Genomic DNA, 21911 nt, shown 5'->3' with positions numbered 1-21911 from the left:
CCCCGGCGTCGTGTTCCCTACCGCAGCATGCATGGGGCGAGGCTACGGCGAGCAACCCCGAGCCCACACCCGAATTTCACCCACCTCCGATCGCGACCGCCGCAAGCCCCGACCCTTGCGAGTCGGGGCTGGTGGTCTCGGGAGGCAAGCCCCGCGAGTTCTGGCGTGGTCACTCCGGCTCGTGCAGCATCAACTGCCGCGCGGCCTCGGTGACGGAGCCGGAGAGCGAGGGGTAGATGGTGATGGTCTGCGCCAGCTCGTTGACCGTCAGATGGTTCTCCACCGCCATCGTGATCGGCAGGATCAGCTCGCTGGCCTTCGGGGCGACCACCACGCCACCGATCACCTGGCCGCTGGCGGGCCGGCAGAAGAGTTTGACGAAGCCGTCGGGGACCTCGTCCATCTTCGCCCGGGCGTTGCCGGCGAGCGGCAGCATGACCTGCCGGGCCGGCACCTTCCCCGCGTCCACCTCATCCTGGGAGACGCCGACCGTGGCCAGCTCCGGGTCGGTGAAGACGTTCGCCGCGACCGTCCGCAGGCGCAGGGGCCGAACCGCCTCGCCGAGCGCGTGCCACATCGCGATCCGGCCCTGCATCGCGGCAACGCTGGCCAGCGGCAGCATCCCGGTGCAGTCCCCAGCGGCGTAGATTCCGGGCACGTTGGTCCGGGACACCCGGTCGACCGCGACGTACCCACCCCGGGCCAACTCGACGCCGTACTCGGCCAGCCCCAGGTCGGCGGTGTTGGGAATGGAGCCCACCGCGATCAGCGCGTGTGAACCGTGCACCCGGCGCCCGTCGGAGAGCTCGACCTCGACGCCGTCAGTGGTCCGGCTGACGGCGTTGGCCCGGGAGTTGTTCAGGATGCTCATCCCCCGGCTGCGAAACACCCGCTCGATCGCCATCGCCGCGTCGGCGTCCTCGTGCGGCATCACCCGGTCCCGGCTGGAGACGAGGGTGACCTCAATCCCCATCGCCAGGTAGGCGCTGGCGAACTCGGCGCCGGTGACGCCGGAGCCGACCACGACCAGGTGCCGGGGCAACTCGGGGAGGTCGTACACCTGCCGCCAGGTGAGGATGCGCTCGCCGTCCGGGACAGCGGTGGGGAGTTGACGCGGGGTCGCGCCGGTGGCGATCAGGACGGTGGTGGCATCGATCCGGTACTCCGCGCCGCCGTCCGCCGGTGTGACGATCACCCGGTGGTTGTGACCGAGCGTGTCCTCACCGAGCCGGGCGCTGCCCGCCACGAACGTCACCCCGGCCTTGACCAACTTGGCGTGGATGTCGGCGGACTGCGCGAGCGCGAGCCGCCTGACCCGCGCGTGGACCGCCGGGGCGTCAACGGTGACCGCCTCCAGCCCGTCCGAGTGGACCCCGAACTCCTCCGTGTCCCGGTACCCCGTCACCAGCTGCGAGCTGGCGATGAAGGTCTTCGACGGCACACAGTCGGACAGCACGCAGGCACCGCCGGCACCGTCTGCCTCGACCACGGTGACATCGGCGTCCAGTTGGGCGGCGACCAACGCCGCCTCGTAACCGGCCGGCCCCCCACCGATGATCACGATCCGGCTCACAGCGCTCACTCTCCGTCCATGCTCACGGTGACTTTCTTCTCCCGAACGCATCCGACACGCACCGTCGTATTCTCCCCCACCCGCCGACCGGGCTATCGTCATCGTTGTGCGTCATTACGCCGCCTACGGCTCAAACCTCGACCCTGCCCGGATGCGCGCCTACTGTCCGCATTCGCCGATGGTGGGCACCGGCTGGCTCGAAGGCTGGCGGCTCACGTTCGCCGGTGAAGGCGTGATCGGCTGGGAGGGCGCGGTCAGCACCGTGGTGGAGTCGCCCGGAGACCGCGTCTTCGTGGCGCTCTACGACATCCACCCGTTCGACGCGGCGCAGCTCGACGAGATCGAGGGCGTGACCTCCGACACCTACCGAAAACTTCACCTGCGGGTGTCGGCCCTGACCGGCGACGTGACGGCATGGATCTATGTCTTCGACGGTTACGAGGGCGGCCTGCCGACCTCGTGGTACCTCTCGGAAATCGCCAACGCCGCCGAGAAGGCGGGCGCGCCGGACGACTACGTCACGGGGCTGCGCTCCCGCCCCACCGGCACCGCGTCGGCCTGACGGCCAGCAGTCTGTCGGGGCATGTCGCACGATCCCAGTCTGCTATCGCCCCCGATGGGGCAACGAGCCGGCCCCGCCGTGCGTCGTCAATCACACATCTGGGTGTCGGCGCCCCCGCTCGGGTCAGCCTCCTCCTCCTCGACGAACGCTTCGACCGCGGCCTCAACCTCGCCGGTCCGGCGCCGCGCGACGGTGACCGCCCGTTCAGCTGCCCGCCGCGCCGACCTAGCCCGGCTCAGCTCCTCTTCGGCAACAGCCCGTCGCCGCTCCAGCTCAGCGAGTTCCGCCTCGATCGCCGCGAGGCCGTCCACCCCGCCCCGCTCGGCCTCCGCGGCACCGGCCAGCTCCACCTCGGCCCGTTCCTGATCGGTACGCGCCTTCGCCAACTCCCTCTCCAACACCCGGCGTCGCCGTTCCCGCTCGGCACGGGCGGCCCGCTCCGCCTGCCGGGCACGGGGTGCTGACCGGTCGCTACCCGGCGCCCGGGACGGCGGCATTGGTTCCTCGGTGACCAGACGCAGCTGTGGTCGGGGCACCTCGCCAAAGCCGGCGTAGCTGGCGGCCCGGAGCAGCCGGCCGGAGCGCACCTGCTCGGCGACCTCGACGTCGGAGAGCGCGGCGTTGAGGGTCGACTCCACCGCACCGAGTGGAAGCTTGCCCGGCGACGGGGCACCGGGCACCGCGGTCGCCAGGCTGCGAACCTCCGCGAGCAACGCGCCGACCACGGCCCGCCGTTGGGTGGAGAGCTCCCGCAGTTGCGCGCCGCGAAGCTCGCGCTGGGCCGACCGGAGTGACTCCGCGAGCTGACCCAGGTTGGCGACGAGCTCCGGTCGCTCCAACGCGAGCAGGTTCACCAACCAAGCCGCGACCGTGGGGCGACGAAGCCGGGCAATCTCCCGCGCGGCAGATGCGTCGCCGGCCCGCCGCGCCTCGGCCACCGCCTGGTCCCGGGCGGCCACAAACCGGTCGGGAGGCGTGCGATAGAGCTGCCGCAGCAGCTCCCGGGACGGACCAGACATGCCACTCAGGCGTCCACCAGAGTGCCCGGTACGAGCCGCCGGTAGTCCACGTCGGAGAGGCGGGCGAAATTGTTGTTGAGCACGTCCAGGCCGCGATCGTTGAGCAACCCGTCATGCAGCGCGTACGCCCGGCGGGGCGCGACGGAACGGAGGAAGTCCAGCGACTCGGAGAACTTCGCCCAGGGCGCGTGGATCGGCAGGAACAGGGTGTCGACCGGCACGTCCTGCGGCACGACGAAGGAGTCACCGGGGTGGTAGACCACGTCGTCGATCAGGTACGCCAGGTTCTCCACCTGCGGAAGGTCGGGGTGGATCACCGCGTGCTCACCGCCGTAGACGCGGACCGGGACGCCGGCGGCGGTGAACTCCGCGCCCGCCTCGACCGGAACGAACGCGGCGGCCAGGCCAGCCAGCGCGGCCGCCAGCGACGGCGGCCCGTACAGGACGAACGGCCCCCGATCGTGCTGCTCGGTCAGGGCTGCCACGTCCACGTGGTCCGGGTGCTCGTGGGTGATCAGCACCGCGTCCACCCCGTCCAGCGCGACGCGCTCGCTGTAGACGCCGGGGTCCACGACCAGCACCCCGCCTTCGTCCTCCACCCGGATGCAGGAGTGCGTGTACTTGGTCAGCCGCATTCGTGACTCCTCGAGAATCGAATCGTGACCTCCTCAGCGCAGTCTGCCCGAAGGGACGCCGCATCGCGTCCCGACTGACCGATCGTCCCTGCCGTCCGGGCCGCCCGCGAAGCGATCGCCCTGACCACCACGGCCGGCGATTTCGTCGGTAGTGACCAGCGACGCAGTGCGGCCGGGAACGCCACCGCCGAGCTGACGCTCCGGGTGCCGGCCGCGACGTTCAACACGGCGGTGCAGCGGGTCGCCGAACTCGGCACCCGGCAGCGACAGGAGACCTCCACCGAGGACGTCACCGAGGCGGTGCTCGACCCAGACGCGGGGCGCATTGGTGTGGTTACTGCGCCGCCGCAAGCGCCTGGAGCGCGGTCTGCACCATGAGCCGAACGCCGACCGGGATGGCCCGCTCGTCCGGGTCGAACGACGCACGGTGAAGGTCAACGTTCGGGCCGGAGCGGCCGACACCGAGTCGGGCCAGGGCACCGGGGACGTACTCCAGGTACCAGGAGAAGTCCTCACCCCCCATGCTCTGCGGGGTCTCCGCGATCCCGGCCGGCCCGAGCGCTGCGGCGGTGGCGGCGGCGAGGACCTGGATGGCCTGGGAGTCGTTGCTGACCGGCGGTCGACCACGCTGATAGTCCAGGTCCACGGTGGCGCCGGTGGGGGCGATCACGTCCTGGACCACCTGGGCGACGACCTCTGGGGCCATCGCCCAGGTGTCCCGATCCATCACGCGCAGCGTCCCGGAGGCGCAGGCCTCCGACGGGATGACGTTGTAACGGGTGCCGGCCGAGGCGTGGCCGAACACCAGCAGTAGTCCGCTGTTGGCCGGCACCCGCCGGGCGACCAGGGCCGGCACCTCGGTGATCAGCCGACCGAGGGCGTCAACCAGGTCGACGGTGAGGTGCGGGCGGGCAGTGTGCCCACCGGGACCGGTCAACCGAACGCTGACGTTGTCGGCGGCAGCGGTGATCGGACCAACCCGGAGGCCGACCTCACCGACCGGCAGGTTCGGGTCACAGTGCAACGCGAAGATCTGCACCACCTCGTCGAGACCGCCGGCCTCGATCACCTCGAGCGACCCACAGGGCAGGATCTCCTCGGCCGGTTGGAAGATCAGGCGCACCCGGCCCGGCAGCTCACCCGCTTCGGCGAGGCGGGCGAGGAGCATCCCCAAGCCGAGCATGACCGCGGTGTGCACGTCGTGGCCGCAGGCGTGACAGACCCCGTCAACGGTGGAGCGGAAGGGCACGTCCTTGCTGTCGGTCAACGGCAACGCGTCGATGTCGGCCCGGAACGCGATCACGGGACCGTCTGGCCGGCCGTCGATGTCACAGATGACTCCGTTGCCCTTGGGGAGCAGCCGGGGTCGCAACCCGGCCCGGGTCAGCTCCCGGGCGATCAGAGCGGCGGTTTCGAACTCCTCGCCGGAGAGCTCCGGATGCGAGTGGATCCGCCGACGGGTGGCGATCAGGCCCGAAACCCGGAGCGCAAGGAACTGGTCCAGGTCGAGGGGTAGGGGCTGGGAGCCGGCGGGCGCCTCCGTCCAGGACGACGCCAGCTGGCCATTACTCGGCAGCGTCAACGCACTCGTCACGTCGAATTCTCGATCACTAGAAATGGATGAATCTTCCGGAACCGCCGACAGCCTAGACCTCCGACGGTGACTCTGCGCAACCTCGTTCTGGTAGCGATCGGGCCGCTCTGCGTCACGTACGCCCTGCTCGAGGCGCTCGTTCATCGGCGGGACAGCAGGTAGATCGCGGTTGAACGCTGCCATCTGCCCCACACCTCCTACAACGCGTAACCGATTCACGAGTGTGGAAAATTTCCCCCACACTCGAGACCGTCATCCGAATTGTGGCATTTAGTCCGTTCTGTTAACGGACACTCCGACAACTAGTAACCACACTCGCGACCGGGCCCGCAGACGGTCACACGTTCACCCGGCAACCGACCACACACGGTGTGCGTTTACCGCACTCGAACGGGCTACCCACGGATGCCGCCCGCTACGCACCGAAACCGCCACCGCCACCGCCACCGGCAGCGGCAGCGGGCAGCGGGCAGCGGGCAGCGGGCAGCGGGCAGCGGGCAGCGGGCAGCGCCGACAACGAGCGGCGCCCGCCAGCGACGCGGGGAGCGGGACGGGTCAGAAACGGTCAGCGGGGCGGTACATCCCCCAGACCTCACGCAGCGTGCCGCAGACTTCGCCAACCGTGGCGCGGGCCCGCAGCGCCTCCTTCATCGGGTAGAGCACGTTACCGCCCCCCTCGGCAGCGACCCGCAGCTGCGCCCGAGCGCGCTCCACCGCGCCGGAGTCCCGCTCGGCCCGCAGCTTCGCCAGCCGCTCGGCCTGCGCGACCTCGATCGCCGGGTCCACCCGCAACGGCTCGTACGGCTCCTCCTCGTCCACCGCGAACCGGTTGAGGCCCACCACGACCCGCTCACCGGAGTCGATCTGCTGCGCGATCTGGTACGCCGACTGCTCGATCTCCCGCTTCTGGAACCCGACCTCGATCGCCTCAACCGCCGAACCGTGCGCGAAGACCCGCTGCATCAGCCCCTCCGCCGCGGACTCGATCTCGGCCGTCATCGCCTCCACCACGTACGAGCCGGCGAACGGGTCCACGGTGCCGGTCAGGTCCGTCTCGTAGGCGAGCACCTGCTGCGTCCGCAGCGCGAGCCGGGCGGCCTTCTCCGTCGGCAACGCGATCGCCTCGTCGAAGCTGTTCGTGTGCAGCGACTGCGTTCCGCCGAGTACGGCGCCGAGCCCCTGCACCGCCACCCGGACCAGGTTGACCTCCGGTTGCTGGGCGGTGAGCTGCACGCCGGCGGTCTGGGTGTGGAAGCGGAGCATCATCGACTTCGGATTCTTCGCCCCGAACTCGTCCCGCATCAGCCGCGCCCAGATTCGCCGGGCGGCACGGAACTTCGCCACCTCCTCCAACAGCGTCGTCCGGGCGACGAAGAAGAACGACAGCCGCGGCGCGAAGTCATCCACCGCGAGCCCGGCGGCGATCGCCGCGCGCACGTACTCGATCCCGTTGGCCAGGGTGAAGGCGATCTCCTGAACGGGTGAGGCGCCTGCCTCGGCCATGTGGTAACCGGAGATGGAGATGGTGTTCCACTTCGGCACCTCGGTGCGACAGTAGGCAAAGGTGTCCGCGACCAGGCGCAGCGAGGGCTTCGGCGGGAAAATGTATGTCCCGCGGGCGATGTACTCCTTGAGAATGTCATTCTGGATCGTGCCGTTCAACGCCGCCCCGGGCACGCCGTTCTCCTCGGCGACCAACTGGTAGAGCAGGAGCAGCACTGAACCCGGCGCGTTGATCGTCATCGACGTGGAGACCTTGTCCAGTGGGATGCCGCCGAAGAGCACCCGCATGTCCTCGATGGAGTCGATGGCGACACCGACCTTGCCGACCTCACCGTGCGCGATCGGCTCGTCCGAGTCGTACCCCATCTGGGTGGGCAGGTCAAAGGCGACGGAGAGCCCCATCGTGCCCGCCCGAAGCAGCTGGTGGTAGCGCGCGTTGGACTCCGCGGCGGTACCGAAGCCGGCATACTGGCGCATCGTCCAGGGGCGCGCCGTGTACATGGTGGGGTAGACCCCGCGGGTGTACGGGTACTCCCCCGGGTTGCCCAGCCGGGAGTCCAGGTCCTCCGGGAGGTCGGCCGCCGTGTAGACGCCCTGAATCGGGAAACCGGACTCGCTTGACCGCCGTTCGCTCATTACCGGATGGTAAGACGCCCTGCTCCGGCACCGGATGAGGGATTGGGCACACGAACCCGCCCGGGCCAACCCGGCGTGCCCGGTCGGACACGCATCGTCGACTTTGCCGGATGTCCGCCGCGTCGGCTTTCGCAACCGGCGTCCGACCCAGCAAGATAGGGGGGTTGTGTCCCAGCCCCCCTCGAAATCCCCGGTGGCTCTTCAGTGACTCAGATCCCGACGTGGAGCGGCGGACCTGTCAGTCCTCCCAGCGACCGCGCAACACCCGACACCATCATCGGCGGGCGCTACTCATTGCGCTCGACAGTGGGCAACGGCGGCATGGGCACGGTCTGGCGTGCCGCAGACACGCTCCTGCGCCGAGACGTGGCCGTCAAGGAGGTCGTCCTCCCCCAGGGGCTGGCCCCCTCAGACCGCGACGCCATGTACGAACGCACCCTGCGCGAGGCCCGTGCCGCAGCAGCGATCCAACACCCCGCCGTCGTCCAGGTTTACGACGTGGTCACCGAGGGTGGCCGGCCGTGGATCGTGATGGAGCTACTCGACTCCCGCAGCCTCGCGGACATGGTGATCGAAGACGGACCGTTAGCCCAGCGGGTGGTAGCCAAGATTGGCGTCTCGCTGCTCGGCGCGCTGGAGGTGGCGCACGCGATCGGTGTACTGCACCGTGATGTCAAGCCGGCCAACGTGCTGATCTGTGCGGACGGCCGTTGCGTGCTGACCGACTTCGGCGTGGCCCGGATGCCCACCGACGTGCAACTCACCACGCCCGGCATGGTGCTCGGCTCCCCACACTTCATCTCCCCCGAACGGGCGATGGGCCAGGACTTCGGGCCGCCCAGCGACCTGTTCTCCCTCGGGGTAACCCTCTATACGGCCGTCGAGGGACGCCCGCCCTTCGACCGGGGCGATCCGATCGAGACGATGCATGCGGTCGTCGAAGACCCGCCGGCCCCGCCCCAGCGCAGTGGCCCGCTGGTGCCGGTGCTGATGGGGCTGTTGGAGAAGGACCCAGACCGCCGGCTGCCGGTACACACCGCCCGCGCCATGCTTCGCGAATTACTCGCCGGCCCGCTGACCAGCACCGCAGCCGCGGTGCACTCGGTGACCGACCCGTACTCGGTGGTGCCGGTCCAGCAGCAACCAGCCGCGATCCCGCAGCCGGCTCAGCCGGCCCCACCAGCCCAGCCGAAGCCGAGCGGCGCGATCGGCGGGCGAGCGATGCTCGCGGCCGGCGAATCACTCACCGACCGACTGGCCGCGCTGCGCCGGGGTGAGCGTCCCGCGGTGGAGTCCCGGGCCACCCCCGCCATCCTGGAGAACACCAGCGCCGACGGGCTCGCCGGTCCGTTGAACACACCGACCGGGGCGATGCCGGCGCCGAGCCGCACCTACGGCGGGGATGCCACCCAGCGCATCGGCGGCTACCCGGGCCCGGCCGCTCCCACCGCGGGCGGCGCCCAGTGGTCGGTTCCGGGTACCGGTCAGGCGTGGACCAGCACACCGCAGTCGCCGACACCGGCACCAGCCGGCGGTCTCGCCGGCCGGGCGCGGGCCACCGGCGACCAACTCGTTCGCCGGGTGAAGGGTTGGCCGGGCAAGGTCCAACTCGCCGCCGCGGGCGGGCTGGCCGTGGTGCTCCTCGTCGGCGTCCTCGCCCTCACCGGCGCAGACGACTCGGAGACCCCGGTGGCCCCACAGGCGGCCCCGACGTCGACCGCTCCCGACGTCGAACTCCCCGAGCTGGTGGAGCACTCGGCGCGGGGGGTGCGGGTCCTGGTGCCGAAGGGTTGGGAAGAGAAGGTCGGCGGGCTGTACACCGACTACGTCGACCCGGAGGACAATGGCCGTCGGGTCCGCGTCATCACCGAGAAGTGGACCAACACCTCAGCACGCTGGGCAGAGGTCGCCGAGGAGGGGCTGCAGACCCGCTCCACCTCCTGTGTGAAGCCGTACCGTCAGATCGCCCTGGACGTCGAGACGGAGCTGGCCGGCAAGCCGGCGGCCGAGTTCGAATACACCTGTGGCGAGGGCGCGGAGATGCGGCACGGCATCTGGCGTGGCGTCGCCCACGAGGGCCAGTCGTACTCGTTCTACCTAACCGCCACCGACGCCCGCTTCGAGGAGAGTCGACCGATCTTCGACGAGATGGTCAAATCTTTCCAGCTGACCGCGGCCAGCTGAGGCTGGGCGCGCCGACGCGGTGATCCGCCGACGTGCTATCAAGAGGCATGTCGGCGGATCACCACCACCTCAATGACCTTCGTGAACAGGCCCAACGTTGGCTCGACGACGATCCGGACCCGGCCAGCCGCGCCGAGCTACAGGCGGTGCTCGACCGGTTTCCGGCCAGCGCCCCGGAGCTGGCGGACCGCTTCGCCGGCCCGCTGACCTTCGGCACCGCGGGCCTACGCGGCCCGTTGCGCGCCGGCCCGAACGGAATGAATCTCGCGGTGGTCACGCAGGCCGCCGCCGGGCTGGTCGCCTGGCTGACCGCAAGAGGCGGCGCCGGTCCGCTGGTGATCGGGTACGACGCCCGGACCGGCTCCCGCGCCTTCGCGGAACGGACCGCGCAGGTCGCCACCGGCGCCGGCCGCCCGGCCCTGCTGCTCCCCCGCCCGCTGCCAACGCCGGTGCTGGCCCATGCGGTACGCCAGCACGAGGCGGTCGCCGGAGTGATGGTGACGGCCAGCCACAACCCGCCCCAGGACAACGGCTACAAGGTCTACCTGGGCGCCCAGCTCGGCGGTGAACTGGGAGCAGGGGCGCAGATCGTGCCGCCGGCGGACGCCGAGATCGAGTCCGCCATCCGCGCGGTCGGCCCGCTGGCTGCCGTACCGCTGGGCCCACCGGGACAGCTCCTCGACGACACCCTGGTGGAGTCGTACGTGCAGCAGGCCGTCGCGGTGATCGCACCAGGCGGACCACGCGACCTGAAGGTGGCGTACACACCGTTGCACGGAGTCGGCGCAGCGGTGCTCACCACAGCGTTCACCCACGCCGGCTTCCCCACCCCGCAGCTCGTGGCGGACCAGGCTGAGCCCGACCCGAAGTTCCCCACGGTCGCCTTCCCCAACCCGGAGGAGCCCGGTGCCGTTGACCGGCTCATCGCCCTGGCCAACGCGACCGGCGCGGACCTCGCGATCGCCAACGACCCGGACGCGGACCGCTGCGCGGTGGTGATCCGGGAGTCGGCCGACTCCGCGGCGGACCGAGACGCCACGCACTGGCGCATGCTCCGGGGTGACGAGGTGGGGGCGCTCCTCGCCGACCATCTGATGCGACGCGGCCGAGCCGGTCTCTACGCGACCACCATCGTGTCGTCGGCGCTGCTACGCGCCATGTGCACCGCCCGCGACCTGCCATATGACGAGACCCTTACCGGGTTCAAGTGGATTGTCCGGGCCGGTGGGGGGTCCTCCCCGCTGGTCTTCGGCTACGAGGAGGCGCTGGGCTACTGCGTCGCCCCCGACCATGTTCGGGACAAGGACGGCGTCACCGCAGCGTTGACCATCGCCGAGCTCGCCGCTGGGCTCAAGGCGGAGGGCCGTGGCCTCGCCGACCGGCTGGACGAGTTGGCGGCCGAGTTCGGCGTGCACCACACCGACCAGCTATCAATACGGGTGGACGACCTACAGGTGATCACGGACGCGATGGCCCGGATCCGCGCCACGACCCCGAACACGCTGCGCGGAGAGCCGATCATCGAATCTCGGGACCTGCTCCCAGAGGCCGACGTGGTGATCCTGCGCGGCGCCACCGCCCGGGTGGTGATCCGACCATCCGGCACCGAACCGAAGCTCAAGGCGTACCTGGAGGTGGTGCAGCCGGTCGTGGCGGGTGATATCGCCGCGGCCCGCCGCCGCGCCGCCGCTGCCGTCGCCGAGTTGCGCGCTGAGGTCGCCGCCAGCTTGGGCGTGTAGGGCGGGTCCGTTCCGAAGCAGCACCGCCGAGGATGTTGGGGCGGCCGACCGGGGCATTCTGGGGCGGCCGCCCGAGCATGTCCCAGTCGACCGAGGATGCTGGGGGCAGCCGACAGATCGGCATACTCCGGAATTCCACGCTGTCGAGCTGCCCGCACAGATGGGGCGCCGCGGCCCGATGCCCCTCAGCAGCAGCGGACTGCCCCGCACCAACGATGGACGCAGGCGCGGGGCAGCTCGGCAGCAGAACACCGGACCATGCCCAGCAACCCGACAGCAGCAACACCGGCCGTGGAGCGGTCAGTCAGAAGCGGGGCATACCGCCGAACTGCCGGTCACCGGCGTCGCCCAGGCCGGGAACGATGAACCGGTGGTCGTTGAGACCCTCATCGATTGCGGCCGTCACCAGACGCAGGGGCAGGCCGGAGTGGTGCAACCGGTCAATTCCGACCGGCGCGGCGAGCACGCAGAGCACAGTGATCTCGGTGCATCCCCGATCGGCGAGCAACCGGCAACAGTGCTCCAACGAGCCACCGGTGGCGAGCATCGGGTCGAGCACCAGCACCGGCAGTCCGGCGAGGTCGGGCGGGAGCGACTCCATGTACGCGCGGGGCTCGAAGGTCTCCTCGTCCCGGGCCAGGCCGACGAAGCCCATCGACGACTCCGGTAACAGGCCCAGCGCGGCGTCGGCCATGCCGAGGCCGGCCCGCAGCACCGGCACCAGCAGCGGTGGATTGGCGAGGCGGGTGCCCTGGGTTCCGGTGACCGGGGTTTGCACCGGGTAGCGCTCGACGGGGAAGGAGCGGGCCGCCTCGTACACCAGCATGGTGGTGAGTTCGTGCAGCGCGGCGCGGAACGAGGCCGAGTCGGTCCGGGCGTCGCGCATCGCGGTCAGCCGCGCCTGGGCGAGCGGGTGGTCAATGACATGTACTTCCACGGTCGCTCAACCTACCCGCCCTCGGTCCTGGGCACCCTGGGTGTGGCCGGACCGGCGGCGCGGGTACACACCATGACCATGGCCAAGATCACAGCCTGGAGCTCCGGCGTAGACTCCAGACCATGACGGCGACAGCGATGTCGGCCCGGTCGGACCTTACCGAGCTGGGACGATCCGAGACCGCCCTCCGGGCGTTCCTCCACGGCCTGCCGGGCGTGGACCAGGTCGGTGCCGAGCAGCGGGCGGCGCAGCTCGGCACCCGTTCGATCAAGGCCACGGCGAAGGCCTGGGCGATCGATCTGGCAATCCGGATGGTCGACCTGACCACCCTGGAGGGGGCCGACACCCCCGGCAAAGTTCGGGCACTCGCCGCCAAGGCCCTGCGCCCCGACCCCGCCGACCCGTCCTGTCCGCACGTCGGCGCCGTCTGCGTCTACCCGTCGATGGTCCCGTATGTGGCCGAGGTGCTACGTGGGCCCGCCGGCGGGGCAGGACCGGCCGGGGCCGGCGTGGTGCACCTGGCCAGCGTGGCGACCGCCTTCCCCTCCGGCCAGGCGCCGCTGGAGGTCAAACTCGCCGACACCCGGGCAGCGGTCGCAGCCGGCGCCGACGAGATCGACATGGTGATCAACCGGGGCGCCTTCCTGACCGGCCGTTACCAGGAGGTCTACGACGAGATCGTGGCCATCCGGGAGGCCTGCGGACCGGCCCACCTCAAGGTGATCCTGGAAACCGGGGAGCTCGCCACCTACGACAACGTCCGCCGCGCGTCCTGGCTCGCCATGCTGGCCGGCGCCGACTTCATCAAGACCTCCACCGGCAAGCTCCCGGCGGCAGCCACCCCGCCGGTGACGCTGGTGATGCTGGAAGCGGTCCGGGACTTCCGTGCCGCGACCGGACGGCAGGTCGGCGTGAAGCCGGCCGGCGGCATCAAGACCACCAAAGACGCCATCACATACCTCGTGCTGGTCAACGAGACGGTCGGCACGGACTGGCTGGACCCGGACTGGTTCCGGTTCGGCGCCTCCAGCCTCCTCAACGACCTGCTGATGCAGCGCACCAAGCTGACGACCGGCGACTACGCCGGTCCCGACTACTTCACCCGGGACTGAGCGCGATGTTCGAATACGCCCCCGCCCCCGAGTCACGCTCGGTGGTACGGCTCCAGCCCGCGTACGGGCTCTTCGTCGGCGGCGAGTTCGTCGATCCGACCGACGGCGACAGCTTCACGTCGATCAACCCCGCCTCCGAGGAGGTCCTCGCCGAAGTCGCCGCGGGCGGCGTCGGCGACGTCGACCGCGCGGTGCGCGCCGCGCGATCCGCGTACGACCGGGTTTGGGGCCCGATGCCGGGCCGAGACCGGGCCAAGTACCTGTTCCGGATCGCCCGCCTCATCCAGGAGCGTTCCCGCGAGCTGGCGGTGCTGGAGTCGCTGGACAACGGCAAACCGATCAGGGAGTCCCGGGACGTTGACCTACCGCTGGTCGCTGCCCACTTCTTCTACTACGCCGGCTGGGCGGACAAGCTCGACCACGCGGGGTTCGGGCCCGGCCCGCGGCCGCTCGGGGTGGCCGCGCAGATCATCCCGTGGAACTTCCCCCTGCTCATGCTGGCGTGGAAGATCGCCCCGGCGCTGGCCACCGGAAACACCGTGGTGCTCAAACCCGCGGAGACGACCTCGCTAACCGCGCTGCTCTTCGCCGAGATCTGCCAACAGGCCGACCTCCCCGCCGGAGTGGTGAACATCGTCACGGGCGCGGGTGAGACCGGCCGGGCCCTGGTCGAGCACCACGACGTGGACAAGGTCGCCTTCACCGGCTCCACCGAGGTGGGCAAGGCCATCGCCCGCGCCGTCGCCGGCACCGACACGAGGCTGACCCTGGAGCTGGGCGGTAAGGCCGCCAACATCGTCTTCGACGACGCCCCGGTGGACCAGGCGGTTGAGGGCATCGTCAACGGCATCTTCTTCAACCAGGGGCACGTCTGTTGCGCCGGCTCCCGCCTGCTGCTGCAGGAGTCGGTCGCCGACCAGGTGCTGGCGTCGCTCAAACGGCGGATGGCCCAGCTGCGCGTCGGTGACCCGCTGGACAAGAACACCGACATCGGGGCGATCAACTCGGCGGCGCAGTTGGCCCGGATCAGCGCGCTCGCCGACGCCGGCACGGCCGAGGGCGCGCAACGCTGGTCGCCCCCGGGCGAGCTTCCCGAGCGGGGCTTCTGGTTCGCGCCCACCATCTTCACCGGTGTCACCCAGGCCCACCGGATCGCCCGCGAGGAGATCTTCGGCCCGGTGCTGTCCGTGCTGACCTTCCGCACCGCAGCGGAGGCTGTCGAGAAGGCCAACAACACTCCGTACGGGCTCTCCGCCGGCGTGTGGACGGAGAAGGGCTCCCGGATGCTGTGGCTTGCCGACCGGCTTCGCGCCGGCGTGGTCTGGGCCAACACCTTCAACAAATTCGACCCCACCTCGCCGTTCGGCGGTTACCAGGAGTCGGGCTACGGTCGCGAGGGCGGCCGGCACGGGCTGGAGGCGTACCTGAATGTCTGAGCGGGTCGCGGTACGAAAGACGTACAAGCTCTACATCGGCGGGAAGTTCCCGCGCAGCGAGTCGGGACGGTCGTATCTCGTGCAGTCAGGTGGGAACAGCACGGCCAACGTGGCGCTCGCCTCGCGCAAGGACGCACGAAACGCGGTCGTGGCGGCCCGGGCCGCCGGTTCGGGGTGGGCCGGCGCGACCGCGTACAACCGGGGTCAGATCCTCTACCGCGCCGCCGAGATGTTGGAAGGCCGGCGCGAGCAGTTCGTGGCCCTGGGCATCCCTGGCGACGAGGTGGACGCCGCGACCGACCGTTGGGTCTGGTACGCCGGCTGGTCCGACAAACTGCCCCAGGTGCGGGGCGGCGTGAACCCGGTCGCTGGCCCGTACCTCAACCTGTCGACGCCGGAGCCGACCGGCGTGGTGGCCGTGGTGGCCCCCGCGGCGCCAGCGCTACTCGGCCTGGTCAGTGTGATCGCCCCGGCGATCGTGAGCGGAAACACGGTGGTCGTGGCGGCCTCGCCCACCGACCCCCTCGCCGCGGTGACCCTGGCCGAGGTGCTGGCCACCGCCGACCTGCCCGCCGGGGTGGTCAACATCCTGACCGGTCGGCTCCAGGAGACGGTCCCGTCGCTGGCGGGTCACCGGGATGTCAACGCCCTCGACCTGGCGGGCGTGGCCGACGCCGAGCTGGCGACGAGTCTGGAGGTCAAGGCGGCGGAGAACCTCAAGCGGGTGCTACGCCCAGTCCCGGCCAACCACGACTGGTATGCCGATCCCGGCCTGGCCCGGATGACGGCACTGCTGGAGACGAAGACGGTCTGGCACCCCAAGGGCGGGTAGCGGACACTACTACGCAGGGTAGGATAGCGGGGTGACCCGGCTCGGCGAGCTCGAACGCGCAGTGATGGATGTGCTGTGGGACCTACTCCCCAGCAGATCAGACGGGCTTATGGTGCGGGAGGTCGTGGACGCCCTCGCCGGGCGCGAGCTGGCCTACACCACCGTGCTGACCGTGCTGGACCGGCTCGCCGGCAAGGGCATGGTGCGGCGGGAACGCGAGGGGCGGGCCTGGCGGTACCGGGCCGCCGCGAGCCGAGAGGCGCACATCGCCCAACTCATGCTCGACGCGCTGGACCTCGGCGGCAGCCGAGACGCCGCCCTGGTGCGCTTCGCCCGGTCGGTGACCGGCACCGAGGCGGAGGTGCTGCGCGCCGCGTTGAGCGCGGCGGGCGAGCCCAGCGCGGCGGGCGAGCCCAGCGCACCGGCCAGCCCCGCCACACCGGCGGCCCGCACCACACCGACGGGCCCGGTCACACCGGCTACCAAGACGCCGGAGCACTAGGGCGGCCCGAATGACCTACGCGCTGCATTTCGGGCTCACGGTGCTGGCCTGCTGGCTCACCGCGCAGGTGTTGGCCCGTTCGACCTGGACCTGGCGCAGCCCGCGGGTGGCCATTCTCTGCTGGCAGGCGGTCGGCCTGGCGGTTGGCCTGGCGGCGATGGGTCTCCCGATGGCCCTCGGCCTGGCCGCCTACGACCTGCCGACCGGCAGCGCCCTCTGGGCCCTCGCCGGAGAGCTGCGGCGCGGCGCATGGCCGGCCGGGGTGACCGCGCCTCAGCTCGGGCTCGTCGGTCTCGGCTGCGGTATCGGCGTGGTGCTGTTCACCACCACCCTCCGCAGCCTGCACAGCGCAGTGCGGGCCCAACGCCGCCACCGGGATCTGCTCACGCTGGTCGCCCGGCAGGATCCGACGGTGCCCGGTGCCCTGGTGCTCGACCATCCGAGTGCGGCCGCGTACTGCCTGCCCGGAGTACGGCCTCGGGTCGTCGTTAGTGCCGGCACCCTCGACCTGCTGGACCGGGCCGAACTGGCGGCCGTGCTCACCCACGAGCGGGCCCACGCCCAGGAACGGCACGATCTCGTCCTGTTGCCGTTCACCGCGCTCCGCCGGGTGCTGCCCTGGCTCCGCTGGGTACGGGACGCACACGAGCGAGTCGCCCTGCTCGTCGAGATGCGCGCGGATGACAAGGCCCGGGAGCGGCACGCCGAGGCACCCCTGGCGGGCGCGCTGCGCCGGTTCGCCGCCGCTGGTGACCGGCTGGCTCCGGCCGGCACCCTGGGCATCGGCAACGACGATCTCGAGCTCCGGGTCCACCGGTTACTGGAGTCGGGGCGCCCGCCCCGGCTGCTGGCCGCCACCGCGCTGACGGTGACGGCCACGCTGGTTGCCCTGCCGATCTCGCTGTTCCTGAGTTGATGGCAACGGCGTCACCAGAGTCCGACCCGACTAGGCTCTGCGAAATGTGCTGGTGGGAGTTCCGGGGGCAGACCAACGACAGAGCACCGGGACCGCGGTGAACCGTCGTCCCTTCGATCCACGCCTGCTGCGACGGATCCCCGCGGCCCGGCGCGACCTCGCCGTCCTCGCGCTGCTCGGCGTACTCGCCGCGGGCCTGGTGCTGGCGCAGGCGACCGCGCTCGCCGCACTGCTCGCCACCGCGTTCGACGGACGACTCAACCGGCCCGCGTTGGCCGGCTTCGTCGTGGCGATCAGCGCCCGGTCGCTGCTGGTGTGGGCGCAGGGAACGGTGTCGGCCCGGGTCGCCGCGACGGTCAAGGCAGCGCTACGCGCGGAGCTGCTCGCCGCGGTCGGTCGGCACGGCCCGACCTGGGTCGCCGGGCAGCGGGCGGGGCAGTTGGCGACCCTGGCCGGACGCGGGCTGGACGCGCTGGACGCCTACTTCACCGGGTACCTGCCACAGCTTGTACTCAGCGTCACCGTGCCGATCGCCGTACTCGCCCGGATCTTCGTCGCCGACTGGAGCTCCGCCCTCATCATCGCGGTCACCCTCCCCCTCATCCCGATCTTCGGCGCACTGCTCGGCTGGCAGGCGCAGGCTGCGACGGAACGTCAGTGGCGGCGGCTGGCGCTGCTGGGCGGGCACTTCCTGGACATGATCGCCGGGCTCCCGACGCTGCGGACGTTTGGCCGGGCCCGGGCGCAGACCGAGGTGGTCCGCCGGATGGCCGACGGGCACCGGGTGGCGACCATGCGGACGCTGCGCATCGCGTTCCTCTCCGCGCTGGTGCTGGAGCTGGTCGCCACCCTCTCCGTTGCGCTGGTCGCGGTGCCGGTCGGAGTCCGGCTACTCGGCGGCGGGCTGACCCTGCAGACCGCACTGCTGGTGCTGCTCCTCACCCCCGAGGCGTACCTGCCGCTGCGGACCGCCGGCAGCCGCTTCCACGCCAGCATGGAGGGGCTCACCGCGCTGGACGAGGCGCTCACCCTCTCCGCCGGGGCACCCGACGCCGGTGCCGGGGCGGGCCCGGCCCAGCCGAACGGCCGGGGCGTGATCCGGTTCGAGGGTGTCACCGTCGCCTACGACCGGACCACGGCGCTCCGTGATGTCACGCTGACCATCCGACCTGGCGAGCGGATCGCGGTGGTCGGGCCGAGCGGCGCCGGCAAGAGCACCCTGCTGAACCTGCTGCTCGGATTTGTTCGGCCCACCTCCGGCCGGGTCACCGTGGACGGTGTCGATCTGGCCCAGGCCGACCTGGACGCCTGGCGCCGCAACCTCGCCTGGGTCCCGCAGCGGGCCCACCTCTTCGCCGCCTCGCTGGCGGACAACATCCGTCTCGGCTCCCCCGACACACCAGACGCCGCGCTGGCCGACGCCGTACGCGACGCAGCGCTGACCGATGTCGTCGCCGCGCTCCCCGACGGGCTGGCCACCCGCCTCGGTGAGCGGGGGCACGGCCTCTCCAGCGGTCAACGACAACGGATCGCGTTAGCCCGTGCCTTCCTCCGGGACGCCCCGGTGGTGCTCCTCGACGAGCCGACCGCCCGCCTGGACTCGGAGAGTGAGTCTGCCGTCCTCGAGGCCACCCGGGCGCTGGTGGCTGCCCGCACCGCGCTGCTGGTGGCCCACCGTCCCGCGCTGCTGGCTGACGCGGACCGCGTGCTGCGGGTCGCCGACGGGCGGGTTACCGAGCTCACCCCGACCCCCGCCGGGAGGACGGCCCGATGAGTGTCTCCAACCCGACCGGCAACCCCGGAGCTCTCCCGGCCGACGCCACCGCGGGCGACGCCACCGCGGGCGACGCGGCACCGCGGTGGACCGGGCGTGCCGGTACGCCGGAGTGGGTGGTGCTGCGGCTGGCCCGCCCCTACCTGAACCGGCTGCTCGGGGCGGGACTGCTCGCCGCCGCCACCGAGTTCGCCGCGCTGGCCCTGATGTCCACCGCGACGTGGCTGCTGATGAGCGCCGCCGGCCGCCCGCCGCTGGACCGGCTGACGGTGGCGATCGTCGCTGTCCGTGCGCTCGCCATCGGGCGGGGCGTGCTCCGCTACACCGAGCGCCTGGCCGGGCACGACGCGGTGCTGCGGCTGGTCACCGATGTCCGTACCCGCGTCTTCGCTGCCCTGGCGTCCCGGCGGGACAACGCCGGGCAGCGCTCTGGCGATGCCCTGAGCCGACTGGTCTCCGATGTCGAAGCCGTCCAGGACCTGCTACTACGGGTCCTCGTTCCGGCAACGGCAGCGGGGCTGGTAGGCGTGGTGGCCGTCGCCGCGACCGCGTTCGTCTCACCGGCCGCCGCCGGCACGCTCGCGGTGGGACTACTGCTTGCGGGGGTCGCGCTGCCGGCGCTGGCCACCGCGCTGACCCGGCGGGCCGCCGCCGAGCTGGCGCCGCTCCGCGGCGCTCTGGCCACCGACGCCGTTGACCTGACCCACGGCGCTGCCGACCTCGCCGCCTTCGGGGCCACCGATCGGGCCCGGGGCGCGGCAACCGGCCGGATCCGGCGGCTGGCCCGTATCGAGCGGCGGCTGGCCGCGACCGGCTTCGCGGTGGACGCGCTGGGGGTTCTGGTGGCCGGGCTGTCCGCCGGGGCGGTGCTGCTGGTGGCCCTGGCCGACGGCGTGACCGGGGTGCTGGTCGGCGTCCTCGCCGTAGGCACGCTGGTCGCCGTCGAGGTCGCGCTCGCCCTCGTCGGCGCCGCCCGGCAGTGGACCGGCCTCCGTGCCGGCCTCACCCGGGTCGCCGCGCTACTGCGGGAGGCCCCGGCAGCATCCGCGGCCACCCCGCCGGCACACCCCGCCCCCACCGCCGCGGAGATCCGGTTCAGCGACGTCACCGTCCGCTACCGCAGTGCGGGGCCGCCCGCCCTCGACCGGTTCTGCCTGGACCTACCCCCCGGTCGACGGGTCGCCGTGGTGGGGCCGAGCGGCGCCGGCAAGAGCACGCTCGCCGCCGTTCTGACCGGCAGCGTACGGCCGACCACCGGACAGATCATCCTGGACGGACAGGAGCTCTCCACCTACCCGCCGGAGCTCCTGCCCCGCTTCGTCGGGGGCCTGCTCGCCGAGGCGTACGTCTTCCACGCCACGGTCCGGGAGAACCTGTTGCTCGGTCGCCCCGAGGCGACCGAGGAGGATCTCGCTGCGGCAACCGGCACCGCCGGGCTGGCAGGCTGGGTACGGGAGCAGCCCGACGGCGGGGACACGGTGGTGGGGGAAGAGGGCGGGCAGCTCTCCGGCGGCCAGCGGCAGCGTCTCGCGCTGGCCCGGGCGCTCCTCGCCGCGCCGGCGGTGCTGGTGCTCGACGAACCGACCGAGGGGCTCGATCCGCTGGCCGCGGACGACGTACTGGCGTCCGTGCTGGCCGCCACGCCGGCCCAGCGCTCCGTCCTGCTGATCAGCCATCGGCTGCGCGGCCTCGACGCGGTTGACGAAATCCTGGTGCTCGAATCTGGTCGGTTGGTCCAACGCGGCCGTCACGCCGACCTGGTCGCCTCCCCGGGCTGGTACCGGGATCAGTGGCAGCTCCAGGAGGCTGCCGAGCGCGGCTATCTCGCGCTCGGCCCGCTGCCCTGACCGGGCCGGCGGTTTCCGGATTGACGTGCATCCAGCCACTGCCCGTAGGCTGGTCTCGGTCCGCTCGCACGTCTGTAATTCCCAAACGCCGCCGGGGTGCCGACACCACAGCCCGGTGCCGCCCACTAGGGTATGTGCGCGTAGTCACCCGCCGGTCGACCTGGTGGGTGGGCAATCCGAAGCACACGGAGGTCAGCGTGGCCCGCCAGTCGCCTCAACGACCCGACTCCGACGAGCCTGAACTCGACGACTCGGCTGCCTCCGGCACCGCCGCCGAGTCGGCTGAGGCCACCCGCGCGCTCTGGGCGGAGCTGCGGATCGACCCGGTGGAGATCGCACTACCCGCCGGCACCGGCTACACGCTGCGGGCCTACCGCCCCGTTCGGGAGCTGACCCCAACCGACGTCGAAGAGCGCGACCAGGACGACCCCTTCCTCGCCCGGCGCCAGGTGGTGACCGAAGAGGACGACGAGGAGGTCGTCATCCTCGATGAGGAGGTCGCCCAGGAGTTCGCGGAGAGCGACGAGGAGGAGCGCAAGACCCACGGCGACTCCGCGGACGAGACGAAGGCTACCTCGGAGGACGCGGACGACGCGGGCGACGAGGAGGTACCGGTCTTCCTCAGTCACCAGGGTCGGCTGTTGCTCTTCAAGACGGCCGAGTCCCTGGTCAGCTTCGTGCGCTCCGGCGCCCCCAACGATCTGTCCCAGCTAGACAGTTGGGGCGACTTGTCCGAGCGGGTGGAGCCGGCCGACGTCACGCCGCTGGACGAGGACACCTACGAGCTCGACCTGGTCGTGGAGAACCTGCGCGGCGGGCGCGACGCGTGGGACTCCACGCTGCTCATCGAATCCGGCGAGATCGCCCGTGACCTCTCGTACGCGCTGCGGCTCCCCGCCGTGCTGGAGATGCTCTCCACCGGCTCCAGCCTCGACGACCTGGACGAGGCGTTACGGGCGGCCAGCAACGGGGGGATCGGCGCGTTTCGCGCCCGGCGCCGGCTCAAGAAGATCGGGGCACAAACCGCAAGCCTGGGTTGGCGCACCATTGTCGGCAAGATCTCTGCCGTTGTGGACTGGCGCGACTGACCCGTACCAGGGAGCATCATTC

17 protein-coding genes and 1 pseudogene are annotated in these 21911 nt (G+C 71.4%); 12 read left to right on the top strand and 6 right to left on the bottom strand.

All coding sequences use genetic code 11. The annotated features are described in order from the left end of the window. Nucleotides 1-169: 169 nt before the first annotated feature. The gene (locus AC1UKG_RS04070; RefSeq protein ID WP_018741982.1) at nucleotides 170-1573 is read right to left on the bottom strand and encodes an NAD(P)H-quinone dehydrogenase; all 1404 of its coding nucleotides are present in this window, start codon (nucleotides 1571-1573) and stop codon (nucleotides 170-172) included. A 106-nt stretch (nucleotides 1574-1679) separates the two neighbouring features. Between AC1UKG_RS04070 and AC1UKG_RS04065 the strand changes: the two genes are divergently transcribed. Next, entirely contained in the window at nucleotides 1680-2135 is a 456-nt protein-coding gene (locus AC1UKG_RS04065) for a gamma-glutamylcyclotransferase (protein WP_018737796.1), read from the top strand. Nucleotides 2136-2221: 86 nt separating this feature from the next. Here the strand turns inward: AC1UKG_RS04065 and AC1UKG_RS04060 are convergent, their stop codons facing one another. Next, nucleotides 2222-3154 carry a hypothetical protein gene (locus tag AC1UKG_RS04060; RefSeq protein ID WP_018741980.1) on the bottom strand — a complete coding sequence of 311 codons (933 nt, stop codon included), beginning with the start codon at nucleotides 3152-3154 and terminating at the stop codon, nucleotides 2222-2224. A gap of 5 nt (nucleotides 3155-3159) precedes the next feature. Next, on the bottom strand, nucleotides 3160-3789 hold the full coding sequence (locus AC1UKG_RS04055) for an MBL fold metallo-hydrolase (RefSeq protein WP_482641836.1): 630 nt from the start codon (nucleotides 3787-3789) through the stop codon (nucleotides 3160-3162). Nucleotides 3790-3873: 84 nt separating this feature from the next. Here AC1UKG_RS04055 and AC1UKG_RS04050 point away from each other — a divergent pair. Beyond that, nucleotides 3874-4107 (top strand): annotated as a pseudogene (locus AC1UKG_RS04050) (DUF4349 domain-containing protein); the annotation flags it as partial. Between the two features lie 16 nt (nucleotides 4108-4123). Here the strand turns inward: AC1UKG_RS04050 and AC1UKG_RS04045 are convergent. After that, a complete protein-coding gene (locus tag AC1UKG_RS04045; protein ID WP_018741977.1) occupies nucleotides 4124-5383 on the bottom strand; it encodes an amidohydrolase in 1260 nt (419 codons plus the stop codon). A 555-nt stretch (nucleotides 5384-5938) separates the two neighbouring features. Further along, on the bottom strand, nucleotides 5939-7522 hold the full coding sequence (locus AC1UKG_RS04040) for an acyl-CoA mutase large subunit family protein (protein ID WP_482641837.1): 1584 nt from the start codon (nucleotides 7520-7522) through the stop codon (nucleotides 5939-5941). A 204-nt stretch (nucleotides 7523-7726) separates the two neighbouring features. Between AC1UKG_RS04040 and AC1UKG_RS04035 the strand changes: the two genes are divergently transcribed. Both AC1UKG_RS04035 and AC1UKG_RS04030 read left to right on the top strand, forming a co-directional pair. Continuing rightward, nucleotides 7727-9706, top strand: a complete 1980-nt coding sequence (locus tag AC1UKG_RS04035; protein WP_026325059.1) for a serine/threonine-protein kinase — start codon at nucleotides 7727-7729, stop codon at nucleotides 9704-9706. A gap of 47 nt (nucleotides 9707-9753) precedes the next feature. Beyond that, complete coding sequence (locus tag AC1UKG_RS04030; protein WP_482641838.1) at nucleotides 9754-11445, top strand: phospho-sugar mutase; 1692 nt, start codon at nucleotides 9754-9756, stop codon at nucleotides 11443-11445. A gap of 304 nt (nucleotides 11446-11749) precedes the next feature. Here the strand turns inward: AC1UKG_RS04030 and upp are convergent, their stop codons facing one another. After that, complete coding sequence (gene upp / locus AC1UKG_RS04025) at nucleotides 11750-12382, bottom strand: uracil phosphoribosyltransferase (RefSeq protein WP_018741972.1); 633 nt, start codon at nucleotides 12380-12382, stop codon at nucleotides 11750-11752. Nucleotides 12383-12504: 122 nt separating this feature from the next. On the opposite strand from upp, the gene deoC reads away from it, so the two are divergent. From deoC to AC1UKG_RS03985, 8 genes are all read left to right on the top strand, one after another. Then, nucleotides 12505-13494 carry a deoxyribose-phosphate aldolase gene (gene deoC / locus AC1UKG_RS04020; RefSeq protein WP_026271446.1) on the top strand — a complete coding sequence of 330 codons (990 nt, stop codon included), beginning with the start codon at nucleotides 12505-12507 and terminating at the stop codon, nucleotides 13492-13494. 5 nt (nucleotides 13495-13499) lie between these two features. Beyond that, on the top strand, nucleotides 13500-14930 hold the full coding sequence (locus AC1UKG_RS04015; protein ID WP_018741970.1) for an aldehyde dehydrogenase family protein: 1431 nt from the start codon (nucleotides 13500-13502) through the stop codon (nucleotides 14928-14930). Then, nucleotides 14923-15762: an aldehyde dehydrogenase family protein gene (locus tag AC1UKG_RS04010; protein ID WP_018741969.1), complete on the top strand. Its 840-nt coding sequence runs from the start codon at nucleotides 14923-14925 to the stop codon at nucleotides 15760-15762. The genes AC1UKG_RS04015 and AC1UKG_RS04010 overlap by 8 nt, the downstream gene beginning before the upstream one ends. Nucleotides 15763-15793: 31 nt before the next feature. Next, nucleotides 15794-16264, top strand: coding sequence for a BlaI/MecI/CopY family transcriptional regulator (locus tag AC1UKG_RS04005; protein ID WP_018741968.1), 471 nt, complete (start codon nucleotides 15794-15796; stop codon nucleotides 16262-16264). Nucleotides 16265-16274: 10 nt separating this feature from the next. Beyond that, complete coding sequence (locus AC1UKG_RS04000) at nucleotides 16275-17180, top strand: M56 family metallopeptidase (RefSeq protein ID WP_018741967.1); 906 nt, start codon at nucleotides 16275-16277, stop codon at nucleotides 17178-17180. Between the two features lie 97 nt (nucleotides 17181-17277). Further along, nucleotides 17278-18954 (top strand): thiol reductant ABC exporter subunit CydD, encoded by a 1677-nt coding sequence (gene cydD, locus AC1UKG_RS03995; RefSeq protein WP_018814322.1) that lies wholly within the window; start codon nucleotides 17278-17280, stop codon nucleotides 18952-18954. Continuing rightward, nucleotides 18951-20801 (top strand): thiol reductant ABC exporter subunit CydC, encoded by a 1851-nt coding sequence (gene cydC / locus AC1UKG_RS03990; RefSeq protein WP_482641839.1) that lies wholly within the window; start codon nucleotides 18951-18953, stop codon nucleotides 20799-20801. The genes cydD and cydC overlap by 4 nt, the downstream gene beginning before the upstream one ends. 167 nt (nucleotides 20802-20968) lie before the next feature. Continuing rightward, nucleotides 20969-21889, top strand: a complete 921-nt coding sequence (locus AC1UKG_RS03985) for a hypothetical protein (RefSeq protein ID WP_018741964.1) — start codon at nucleotides 20969-20971, stop codon at nucleotides 21887-21889. The last annotated feature ends 22 nt before the right edge of the window (nucleotides 21890-21911 follow it).

It is taken from the genome of Salinispora sp. CH2A1_6, from assembly GCF_056820975.1.
This window is presented reverse-complemented; position numbering and strand designations above follow the sequence as displayed.